The organism is Mycobacterium sp. 852002-53434_SCH5985345 (assembly GCF_001667155.1).
In the GTDB taxonomy this organism is placed as follows: domain Bacteria; phylum Actinomycetota; class Actinomycetes; order Mycobacteriales; family Mycobacteriaceae; genus Mycobacterium.
In genome coordinates this window covers 45,892-56,274 of the sequence record NZ_LZIE01000052.1, presented here as the reverse complement: position 1 = coordinate 56,274, position 10,383 = coordinate 45,892, and the positions used below count along the sequence as shown (strand labels likewise).

Here is a 10,383-nt window from a genome sequence, read left to right as displayed (position 1 = left end):
CCGCCCGCTGGGGCGACCGAGAAGCTGCCCACGCCCGGCGAGGAACCGGCCGCGGGGAAGAAGAAGCGTCGCTTCCTGCGCGACCCGCTCTCCGTGGTGCTGGTCTGCATCATCGTTGTTTGCCTGGTGATCGCCGCGCTGGTCGGGGGGGAGCTGTACGTCCGTCACGTCGCCAACAGCAAGGTCGCCGAGGCGGTGGCGTGCGAGGTCAAGGACCAGGCCACCGCGTCGTTCGGGGTGGCGCCGCTGATGCTGTGGCAGCAGCTCACCAAGCACTACACCAACATCTCGGTGTCGACCGCGGGCAACCAGGTGCGAGACGCCAAGGGCATGAAGATCGACATCAACATCCGCGACGTCCAACTCAGGGACACGCAGGACTCCAAGGGCACCATCGGGTCGCTCGACGCGACCGTCACCTGGACGTCCGACGGCATCAAGGAATCCGTCCAGAACGCGATTCCGGTGCTGGGCCCGTTCGTCACCAACACGGTGACCACGCACCCCAACGACGGCACGATCGAGCTGAAGGGCATGTTGGACAACCTGACCACCAAGCCGGTGGTGTCGGGCACCGGCCTGCAGCTGCAGATCGTCAGCTTCAACGCGCTCGGCTTCACGATGCCGAAGGAGTCGGTGCAGTCGACCCTGGACGACTTCACCTCGCAGTTCACCAAGAACTACCCGCTGGGCATTCACGCGGACAGCGTTCAGGTCACCTCCAGCGGCGTGACGAGCCATTTCTCGACGCGGAACGCGAGCATCCCCACCGGCAACAACAACGACCCCTGCTTCGCCAACCTCTGACGCCGGCTCAGTGGAGTCCGTCGAGCACCGCCCGCGTGCCGGACAGGCCGAGCCGGGTGGCACCGGCGTCCAGCATCGCCAGCGCGGCGGTGGCGTCGCGGATGCCGCCGCTGGCCTTGACGCCCAGCCTGCCGCCGACGGTCTGGCTCATCAGGGCGACCGCGCGCACCGAGGCGCCGCCGGCGGGGTGAAACCCGGTCGAGGTCTTGACGAAGTCGGCGCCGGCGTCCTCGGCCGCGCGACATACCTCCACGAGCAGGCGCTCGTCCGGGCCCGACAACAGCACCGCCGACTCCACGATCACCTTGAGCACGGCGCCGGGGACGGCGGCGCGCACGGCCGCGATATCGGCCCGCACCGCCTCGATATCTCCGGCCAGCGCGGCGCCGATGTCGATGACCATGTCGACCTCGGTGGCGCCGGACGCCACGGCCTGTTCGGCCTCGTGGGCCTTGACCGCCGAAATGTGCTTGCCCGACGGGAAACCCGCCACGCTCGCCACCGCGACGCCCCCGTCGGCTCGCACCGCGGCCGGAACCATCGACGGCGAGACGCACACGGCTAAGACGCCCAATTCGGCGGCCTCCGCGACCAGGGCGGCCACGTCCGCCTCGGTGGCCTCGGGCTTGAGCAGGGTGTGGTCGACCATGGCCGCCAGCTGAGACCGGGTGGGTTTGCTCGGCACTAGAACCTTTCCTCGGGTCCGCCCGGATTGCATCCGGACGTGACCATGTCGGTGTCGTCGACGACCGGGCGCCACGGCTCCAGGTTCCAGCTCTTCTTGCCGGGCTCGGCCAGTTCGGCGAACTGCCAATGACAGATGAACTGCGCACGCATCCCGGCGGTGTCGGCGTCCGGCGACAGCGCCAGCACCTCGGCCCACGCCTCGTCGGCGAGGGCCGCGTTTCCGGACTGCCTGGCGGCCAGCCGCCCCGATGGTGTCGGGAAAACCCGCAGACTGCTCAGGCCGTGCCACTGCGCCCACTCGGTGTGGTCGATGAACGGCGGGGACATCGTGGCCGGGTCCGCTGCGGCGCCGCCCGCTGGGCCCCACAGCGCGACCAGCACCGCGGCGGGCCCCGTCAGCAGGGCGTTCATGCCGCTAGCGCGACTTACCTTGAATTTCAAGAAGTTTCGGCCGCACGTCGACCAGATACACGCCCGCCGCACATGCGGCGATCGCCATCCCGAGTACCCCGAAAACAAAACTCAGGATGGATGTCAGGGCGACAGCCAGACCGAGGATCACCAGCCACACCGGCTTGGTCAGCTTGTCGGCGGCGGTGTAAGCGTCGGGCCGCTGCAGTGCGGCATGGACGAACGCGTATACCGCCGTTACCAAGACGGCGATCTGCAAGACCAACATGACGGTACCCACGAGGTGGCTCACGCATTAAGCGTATGCGGGCGCCGTCCCAAACGTCGACTCGGAGTTGCCCGAAGACAATTCCGAGTCGACGTCTTGACTTACTTCTGGGTGACCTTCTTGGCGGACGCCTTCTTGGCGGGAGCCTTCTTGGCCGGGGCCTTCTTGGCGGGCGCCTTCTTGGCGACAGCCTTCTGAGCCTTCTTGGCAGTCTCGTCGGACTTCTTGGGCAGCTCGATGCCGACCAGCTTGGCCGCGCGCTCGCCGACCGCGCGGGTCTGCGATGCGACGGTGCCGAGCGCCTCCTGGGTCAGCTCGACGGCCTGGTCCACGTAGCCCTCGGCGCGCGCGGAGGCGTCGTCCAGGCCCGTCTGGCTGCGCAGGCGCTGCAGGGCGGCCTCGCCCCGCTCGACCAGCTCGTTGTAGCGGTTGGTCGCCGCGTCCAGGTAGCCCTCGGCAGCCTTGCGCAGTTCCTCGCTGGTGAACCGCTCGCGCAGCTCGTCCAGCTGCTCGGGCAGGTCCTCCTGCAGCCGGGTCAACCGGGCGCGGCTCTCCTCGACCCGGGTGCGGGTGTCGGCGCGGGTCTCCTCGGCGCGCTCACGCAGGCTCGCGATCAAGTCATTGACAGTGGCCAGGGCCAGGTCGGCCGCGCCCAGGGCCGCGAGCAGGGGTGCCCGCAAATCTTCGATGTTCGAATTGTCCGCCATGGTTATTCCTTTCATGGTTTTCCGTTATTGGCGTTCTTGGGTATTGGTTGTGAAAGCTAAGGCGAGCGTCTCCTTCTCCGCTGGCGACCACCGGATTCACGCTCCTGGGTAACCCGTGCGGTCCGTGGTTGATACATCACCACCCGCTAGCGTGACGCGGAAGTCCCGACGGCCGGAAGGGCCATTGATCACTCGTCGCCGTTGGGTTCGGTGGAACACTCCTCGTCGGTTGATTCGATTGATTCGTTTTGTTGGGTGAACGATGCGTAGACGTCGAGCAGAACCTGCTTCTGGCGCTCGGTAATCGCGGTATCGGTGATGATGGCGTCGCGCACTTGACTTTTGTCGCTGGGCTCGAGGATCCCGGCCCGCACATAAAGGACCTCGGCGGAAACTCGCAGCGCCTTTGCGATTTGATTGAGCACGTCGGCGGACGGCTTACGCAACCCACGCTCCACCTGGCTCAGATACGGATTGCTGACCCCGGATTTCTCGGCGAGTTGGCGCACGGAGACCTGCGCGAGTTCGCGCTGGGTGCGGATGAAGCTACCGATGTCCGAGGCCATGTCGGAGGCGGCGTTGGACACCTTGGCGGAGAGCTTCTCCTCGGGTGCCATGGCGTGCTCCTGGTCGGCTGATCGATGGGGACGGCCACCAGATTACTACAAGTGCTTGCATTTGCAAGCACTTGTTAGCACTACTAGAAAAGTAGTTGGGCGACGGCGTAGATCACCAGACCGGCCAAGGAACCGACCACGGTTCCGTTGATCCGTATGAACTGCAGATCACGACCCACGTGCAGCTCGATGCGGCGGCTGGCCTCCTCGGCGTCCCAGCGCTCGATGGTGTCGGTGATGATGGCGGTGATCTCCACGCCGTACTGCGAAACCAGGTGCTGGGCCGCCCGCACGATCCAGTTGTCCACCTTGTCGCGCAGGTCGGCGTCGTCGCGCAGCGATTCCCCGATGCGTACGACGGTGTCGGTGATGCGGGTGCGCAGCGTGCTGGAGGGGTCGTCCACGCCCTCGAGCACCAGGCGCTTCAGCGTCTTCCAGGCGGTGGCGGCGGCGTTGGCGATCTCGTCGCGCGCCATCAGCTGCTCCTTGATCGCATCTGCGCGCGCGATGGTGTCTGCGTCGTTTTGCAGGTCGTCGGCGAATTCGAACAGAAAGCGGGTCGCCGACCGGCGCAGCTCGTGGTCGGGATTGCGGCGCACCTTGTCGGTGAAGTCCATCAGCTCGCGGTGGATGCGGTCCCCGACCAGGTGGTCGATGAAGCGTGGCGACCACGTCGGCGAGTCACGCTCGACCACCCGCTGGATCACCTCGCCGGCGTTCAGCGACCATTGGAAGGCCCGATCGGCCAACAACTGGATCAGCGCCTCCTGCCGATTCTCGGCCAGCAGCGTCGCCAACACCCGCCCGACCGGCGGCCCCCACTGCGGTTCGGCGATGCGGCGCACGATCATCCGGTCGATCACCTGCTGGACGTCGTCGTCGCGCAGTAGCTCCACCAGCACCCGCAGCACCGTGGCGGTCTCGCTGGCCACGCGCTCGGCGTGCGCGGCCTCCGACAGCCACTTGCCGAGCCGTCCGGGCACCTCGGCGTCCCGCAGCTTGGTCTCCACCACCGGCGGCGACAAGAAGTTCTCCCGCACGAAGGTTCCCAGCCCCTCGCCGAGCTGATCCTTCTTGCGCTTGATGATCGCGGTGTGCGGGATGGGGATACCGAGCGGATGCCTGAACAGCGCCGTCACCGCGAACCAGTCGGCCAGCGCGCCCACCATCCCGGCCTCCGCGGCGGCGCCGACGTAGCCGACCCAGGCACCCAGGTGGGCGTGGGCCTGGGCCCACCGGCAGGCGAGGAACAGGCCGGTGGCGCCGATCAGGAAGCCCAGCGCCACCGCCTTCATCCGGCGCAGCGCCACCCGGCGCTCCGCATCGGCCTGCGGATCGGCACCCGCGAACGATTCGGCCAACGACGCGTGCGGTCGCCCGGTTCCGGTCAACGGCGTCGTCGAGTCCGGCCCCGCGGCTCGGGGGCCCGGCGCTGCGCCTCGAGGCGAGGCTCTGTGTACCACCACTCCATCATTCATCGTCGCGGCCGATTGGTGTGACGGCACTGTTCGGGGAGGCGCAGCGGGGCGCGGCCACAGTCCGGAACAGGCGCGCACACCGTAGTATCGAGGTCGTCTAGATGAATGGGAAATAGGCGACAGTGACAGAGCAAATGTTGGCTGTGACGGCCAAGACGGACGGTCGCAAGCGGCGCTGGCATCAACACAAGGTGGAGCGGCGCAACGAGTTGGTAGACGGGACGATCGACGCGATCCGGCGGCGCGGCGGCACATTGAGCATGGACGAGATTGCCGCGGAGATCGGCGTCTCCAAGACGGTGTTGTATCGCTACTTCGTCGACAAGAACGACCTGACGACCGCCGTCATGATGCGGTTCACCCAAACCACCCTGATTCCAAATATGGCGTCGGCGCTGACATCCAATCTCGACGGCTTCGACCTGACCCGGGAGGTCATCCGGGTGTACGTCGAAACCGTCGCGAACGAACCCGAGCCGTATCGCTTCGTGATGTCCAACAGCTCGGCCAGCAAGAGCAAGGTGATCGCCGACTCCGAGCGGATCATCGCCCGCATGCTGGCGGTGCTGATGCGCCGCCGCATGCAACAGGCGGGGATGGACACCCGCGGCGCGGAACCGTGGGCCTACCTGATCGTCGGTGGCGTGCAGCTGGCCACTCACTCGTGGATGTCGGATCCGCGGATGAGTCGCGACGAGTTGATCGACTACCTGACGATGCTGAGCTGGAACGCGCTGAAGGGCATCGTCGAGGTGGGCGGATCGCTGGAGAAGTTCCGCGAAGAGCCCCATCCTTCCCCCATCGTGCCGCCCCGCGGGCGTGAGGATGAGGCCCCGCTCTAGGCGCCTTCCGGACCGGAGCGGCCGACCGTCTTTTGTCTTTTCCAGGCGTCTCGTGTGACGCTTATGACTCGCTCGGCCGGACGACTCGCATAGCCGCAGCGACTAACATGCAGGGATGCATGGGGGGTGACGCGAGGGTGCGTCGTGCTGGTCAGCCGCCCCTGGTTCCGCATAATGAAAGGCTCTTCTCGACATGTCCGTGCAGCTCACGCCGCATTTTGGAAACGTGCAAGCCCACTACGACCTGTCCGATGACTTCTTCCGGCTGTTCCTGGACCCTACCCAGACGTACAGCTGCGCCTACTTCGAGCGTGACGACATGACGCTGGAAGAGGCGCAGCTCGCCAAGATCGACCTGGCGCTGGGCAAGCTGAATCTCGAGCCGGGGATGACGTTGCTGGACATCGGCTGCGGCTGGGGCGCCACCATGCGGCGGGCGATCGAGAAGTACGACGTCAACGTCGTGGGCCTGACGTTGTCGGAGAATCAGGCCAAGCACGTGCAAGCCATGTTCGACGAGCTAGACACCCCCCGCACCCGGCGGGTCCTGCTGGAGGGGTGGGAGAAGTTTCACGAGCCCGTCGACCGCATCGTCTCCATCGGCGCCTTCGAACACTTCGGCCGCCAGCGCTACGGCCGCTTCTTCAAGATGGCGTATCAGGCGCTGCCCTCCGATGGAGCGATGTTGCTGCACACCATCGTTCGCCCGTCCTTCAAGGACGCGCGGGCGCGTGGCATGACTTTGACCCACGAGATCGTTCACTTCTCGCAGTTCATCCTGACCGAGATCTTCCCGGGGGGCTGGCTGCCGACACCGCAGACCGTCGGCGAGTACGCGGTCACCGCGGGCTTCGAACTGACCCGGGTGCACTCGCTGCAGCTGCATTACGCGAGGACGCTGGAGACGTGGGCGGCCGCGCTGGCGGCCAATCGCGAGGAGGCCGTCACCATCCAGTCCAAAGAGGTCTACGACCGGTACATGAAGTACCTGACCGGCTGCGCGAAGCTGTTCCGCCAGGGCTACACCGACGTCGACCAGTTCACCCTGGAGAAGAAGAAGTAGCCCAGAGTCGGCTCAGCCGTCAGTACGTGTAGAAGCCCTGGCCGGTCTTCTTGCCGAGCCGGCCCGCCTCCACCATGCGCAGCAACAGCGGCGGTGGGCCGTACTGCGGTTCCTTGAATTCCTCGAACATCTTGTCCGCGATCAGTTTCAGGGTGTCCAGGCCAACCAGGTCGGACAGCCGCAGCGGGCCCATCGGGTGCGACAGCCCGGCGACAACCGCTTTGTCGACGTCCTCGATGGTGGCAAATCCGGCCTCCACCATGCGAATTGCCGACAACAGGTAGGGAACCAACAGCGCGTTCACGACAAAGCCGGACCGGTCGGAGCAGCGCACCACCTGCTTGCCCAGGACCGCGCTCGCGAACTCCTCGGTGCGCGCGGCGGCGGCTTCGTCGGTGACCAACGTGCTGACCAACTCGACCAGCGGCAGCACCGGCACGGGGTTGAAAAAGTGCAGGCCCAGCACTCGCTGCGGGTTCTTGGTCGCGGCGGCGATCTTCATGATCGGGATGCTGGACGTGTTGGATGCCAGCACCGCGTCGGGATCGCTGATGGCGCGGTCGAGTTCGGCGAAGATGTCCGCCTTGACGGCCTCGTCCTCGACGATCGCCTCGATGACCAGCTGGCGGTCGGCGAGGTCCTTCAGATCGGTGGTGAAGGTGAGCTTGCTCAGCGCGCGGTCACGCTCGCGCTCGGTGACCTTGCCCGCGCTTACGCCGCGCTCCAGCGACTTGACGATGCGGTTGCGTCCGGCGGTGACCAGTGCCTCGGTGGTTTCGAACACCGTCACGTCGACACCGGCGCGGACCGAGACTTCGGCAATGCCGGATCCCATCTGGCCGGCCCCGACAACCCCTACCCGTTGAATCGCTGCGTCGCTCACTGTCGTCTCTTTCGGTTTCGTATCGTCTTGCACCGCAATAGGCCCCGCCCAGGATCGCTGGGCGGGGCCAATGCTACTTCACGGTGAACAGGGGCAGATTCGCACAATCTGGATCGCAGCCGTGCTGATCCGCTCTGCTCTCCTCGCGGGCCGAGGCCCGCTCGTCCTCAGTGCCTCAAGCCATCGGTTTCACTTCGTCCTCGCGGGCCGAGGCCCGCTCGTCCTCAGTGAAACTGACCCTCTTCGGTGGAGCCGGTCAGCGCGGTGGTCGACGAGGTGGGGTCAACCGTGGTGGCGATGCGGTCGAAGTAACCGGCACCGACCTCGCGCTGGTGCTTGGTCGCGGTGTAACCGCGCTCCTCGGCGGCGAACTCTCGCTCCTGCAGCTCCACGTACGCGGTCATCTGGTTGCGGGCGTAGCCGTAGGCCAGATCGAACATCGAGTAGTTCAGCGCGTGGAAGCCGGCCAGCGTGATGAACTGGAACTTGAATCCCATTGCGGCAAGCTCCTTTTGGAACTTCGCGATGGTGGCGTCATCCAGGTGCTTGCGCCAGTTGAACGACGGCGAGCAGTTGTAGGCCAGCATCTGGTCGGGGAACTCAGCCTTGACGCCCTCGGCGAACTTGGCGGCCAGGTCGAGGTCCGGTGTGCCGGTCTCCATCCAGATCAGGTCGGCGAACGGCGCGTAGGCCTTGGCCCGGGCGATGCAGGGCTCCAGGCCGTTGCGCACCCGGTAGAAGCCTTCCTTGGTCCGCTCACCGGTGATGAACGGCTGGTCACGCTCGTCGACGTCGGAGGTGATCAGGGTCGCCGCCTCGGCATCCGTCCGGGCGATGACGACGGTCGGCACGTCGCAGACGTCGGCCGCCAGGCGGGCCGAGGTCAGCGTCCGGATGTGCTGCTGGGTCGGGATGAGCACCTTGCCGCCGAGGTGACCGCACTTCTTCTCCGACGCGAGCTGGTCCTCCCAGTGCGAGCCCGCGACGCCCGCCGCGATCATCGCCTTCTGCAGCTCATAGACGTTCAGCGCACCGCCGAAGCCGGCCTCACCGTCGGCCACGATCGGGGCCAGCCAGTTCTCCACCGAGGTGTCGCCCTCGACCCGGGCGATCTCGTCGGCGCGCAGCAGCGCGTTGTTGATGCGACGCACCACCTGCGGCACGGAGTTGGCCGGGTACAGGCTCTGGTCGGGGTAGGTGTGGCCGGACAGGTTGGCGTCACCGGCGACCTGCCAACCCGACAGGTAGATCGCCTTCAGGCCGGCGCGGACCTGCTGAACGGCCATGTTGCCGGTCAGGGCGCCGAGCGCGTTGATCCATTCCAGGTCGTGCAGCTGCTCCCACAGCACCTCGGCGCCGCGGCGAGCCAGCGTGTGCTCCTCGACCACGGTGCCCTGCAGGGCGACGACGTCCTCGGCGCTGTAGGTGCGGGTGACACCCTTCCAACGCGGGTTGGTGTCCCAGTCCTTCTGGATCTGTTCCGGGCTCTTGGGGGTGCCAACGACAGACATTGGGCATGCTCCTTAACGAATCTTCACTACTGGGTGGATGAAACGCTTCACCGGCGGCAGCTAGCGGCTCAACTTCGCTGGTGTGCTAATTCGAAGATGGCACAGCCATTGGCGCAGGTCCACCCGTTTCATTTGCCAATTTCGGCAACGACTCCGCCCCGATTAGCAAATCTTGCGAAGATGAACGGGAACTTAACCGTTTCAGAAACTACCGGTCAGTAACCCAATATCCGCTGGTCAGCGGTAATTTAGCGGGACGCTTGTCCGGTTTAGCGGTTGAAGAGCGCGGCGACCGCTTTCGTCTCGTCGCCGACCACATATGTGAGCGTTGTAACAGGGCGGTCGACCAGCCCGGGACCGAACTGCTCGGTCGAACCGGCCGGATGGATGTGCGAGATGATCTCCAGCTTGTCGCCCAGCGCCACCGGCGCCTCGTGCTCGATCGTGATGCGTAGCGGCCGCGCCATCAATGCCAGGTGCGATGCCAAATAGTCCTCGACGACGCTCCAGTACACGGAGTTGTTCATGTGGTCGAACAGGTCGATGTCGGTGACGCGGACGGGAAACTCGTGGATCTCCTGCGCGTCGTCGCGGCTGCCCGGCTTCAGGTAACCCTTCCACCGCAGGCGGTCGACGGAGGTGGTCTTGTGCAAGCCCGCGAGGAAGTCGTCGGAGATGCGCGACGGCATCTGGGTTTCCCGGTTGATGTTGATCCAGAAGGCCTCGGACTCGATCAGTCCGCCCTTGCGCCCGTCGACGCGGACCCGCATCTCACACCACCGGTTCGAGGTGCCCGAACACCACCTGCGACAGCGCAGCATGTCCTGGAATTCGATCGGACGGATCAGGTCGAGCATCGTGCGGCGAACGATCCACAGCGGGTGCGTCTCCTCGAAACCCATCTCGCGCAGCTGGTCCTGGCCGATGTCCTGGATGTGCCGGCACGCTGCGTCCAGCCGCAGCCGGCCCGTGCGGTCGATGTCGGCCACCCGCAGCGGCCATTCGCGATCGAACACATCGGGGTGGCCGTCGGGAACCGGCATCAGTTCTTTGTCCAGGCTCACGGCTGTGCTCCCCGTTTCCTCCTCGTGGGCACCCCAGGCCAACCC

The 10,383-nt window shown here is 65.9% G+C and carries 12 protein-coding genes; 3 read left to right on the top strand and 9 right to left on the bottom strand.

Annotated features, from left to right (window positions below):
* Window positions 1-807: DUF2993 domain-containing protein (locus A5756_RS11385; RefSeq protein WP_066952177.1), on the top strand; the 807-nt coding region annotated here is incomplete at its 5' end.
* Between the two features lie 7 nt (window positions 808-814).
* On the opposite strand, the gene deoC is transcribed toward A5756_RS11385, so the two are convergent.
* The 6 genes from deoC to A5756_RS11355 form a co-directional block, all read right to left on the bottom strand.
* Entirely contained in the window at window positions 815-1,492 is a 678-nt protein-coding gene (gene deoC / locus A5756_RS11380; protein WP_156659445.1) for a deoxyribose-phosphate aldolase, read from the bottom strand.
* On the bottom strand, window positions 1,492-1,905 hold the full coding sequence (locus A5756_RS11375) for a DUF2599 domain-containing protein (protein ID WP_066952173.1): 414 nt from the start codon (window positions 1,903-1,905) through the stop codon (window positions 1,492-1,494). Before A5756_RS11375 ends, deoC begins: the two co-directional genes overlap by 1 nt.
* Window positions 1,906-1,909: 4 nt before the next feature.
* Window positions 1,910-2,197 carry a DUF2516 family protein gene (locus tag A5756_RS11370; RefSeq protein ID WP_040621261.1) on the bottom strand — a complete coding sequence of 96 codons (288 nt, stop codon included), beginning with the start codon at window positions 2,195-2,197 and terminating at the stop codon, window positions 1,910-1,912.
* Window positions 2,198-2,274: 77 nt separating this feature from the next.
* Complete coding sequence (gene hbhA, locus A5756_RS11365) at window positions 2,275-2,880, bottom strand: heparin-binding hemagglutinin HbhA (RefSeq protein WP_066952171.1); 606 nt, start codon at window positions 2,878-2,880, stop codon at window positions 2,275-2,277.
* Window positions 2,881-3,068: 188 nt separating this feature from the next.
* Window positions 3,069-3,497 (bottom strand): helix-turn-helix domain-containing protein, encoded by a 429-nt coding sequence (locus tag A5756_RS11360; RefSeq protein ID WP_066952169.1) that lies wholly within the window; start codon window positions 3,495-3,497, stop codon window positions 3,069-3,071.
* A gap of 83 nt (window positions 3,498-3,580) precedes the next feature.
* Window positions 3,581-4,963, bottom strand: a complete 1,383-nt coding sequence (locus A5756_RS11355) for a DUF445 domain-containing protein (protein WP_156659443.1) — start codon at window positions 4,961-4,963, stop codon at window positions 3,581-3,583.
* 146 nt (window positions 4,964-5,109) lie between these two features.
* On the opposite strand from A5756_RS11355, the gene A5756_RS11350 reads away from it, so the two are divergent.
* Window positions 5,110-5,817: a TetR/AcrR family transcriptional regulator gene (locus tag A5756_RS11350; RefSeq protein ID WP_369817324.1), complete on the top strand. Its 708-nt coding sequence runs from the start codon at window positions 5,110-5,112 to the stop codon at window positions 5,815-5,817.
* A 193-nt stretch (window positions 5,818-6,010) separates the two neighbouring features.
* Window positions 6,011-6,880 carry a cyclopropane mycolic acid synthase PcaA gene (gene pcaA, locus A5756_RS11345; protein WP_066952163.1) on the top strand — a complete coding sequence of 290 codons (870 nt, stop codon included), beginning with the start codon at window positions 6,011-6,013 and terminating at the stop codon, window positions 6,878-6,880.
* 19 nt (window positions 6,881-6,899) lie between these two features.
* On the opposite strand, the gene A5756_RS11340 is transcribed toward pcaA, so the two are convergent.
* From A5756_RS11340 to A5756_RS11330, 3 genes are all read right to left on the bottom strand, one after another.
* Window positions 6,900-7,763, bottom strand: a complete 864-nt coding sequence (locus A5756_RS11340; protein ID WP_066952185.1) for a 3-hydroxybutyryl-CoA dehydrogenase — start codon at window positions 7,761-7,763, stop codon at window positions 6,900-6,902.
* A gap of 224 nt (window positions 7,764-7,987) precedes the next feature.
* Window positions 7,988-9,274: an isocitrate lyase gene (gene aceA / locus A5756_RS11335; protein WP_066952161.1), complete on the bottom strand. Its 1,287-nt coding sequence runs from the start codon at window positions 9,272-9,274 to the stop codon at window positions 7,988-7,990.
* Between the two features lie 269 nt (window positions 9,275-9,543).
* Window positions 9,544-10,338 (bottom strand): acyl-[acyl-carrier-protein] thioesterase, encoded by a 795-nt coding sequence (locus A5756_RS11330; RefSeq protein WP_066952159.1) that lies wholly within the window; start codon window positions 10,336-10,338, stop codon window positions 9,544-9,546.
* Between the last annotated feature and the right edge of the window lie 45 nt (window positions 10,339-10,383).

Bases quoted from the DNA above. Each gene is read 5' to 3' on its own strand.
- A5756_RS11360 (WP_066952169.1), bottom strand. From the start codon at position 3,497: ATGGCACCCGAGGAGAAGCTCTCCGCCAAGGTGTCCAACGCCGCCTCC.
- A5756_RS11350 (WP_369817324.1), top strand. From the start codon at position 5,110: ATGTTGGCTGTGACGGCCAAGACGGACGGTCGCAAGCGGCGCTGGCAT.
- aceA (WP_066952161.1), bottom strand. From the start codon at position 9,274: ATGTCTGTCGTTGGCACCCCCAAGAGCCCGGAACAGATCCAGAAGGAC.
- pcaA (WP_066952163.1), top strand. From the start codon at position 6,011: ATGTCCGTGCAGCTCACGCCGCATTTTGGAAACGTGCAAGCCCACTAC.
- A5756_RS11375 (WP_066952173.1), bottom strand. From the start codon at position 1,905: ATGAACGCCCTGCTGACGGGGCCCGCCGCGGTGCTGGTCGCGCTGTGG.
- hbhA (WP_066952171.1), bottom strand. From the start codon at position 2,880: ATGGCGGACAATTCGAACATCGAAGATTTGCGGGCACCCCTGCTCGCG.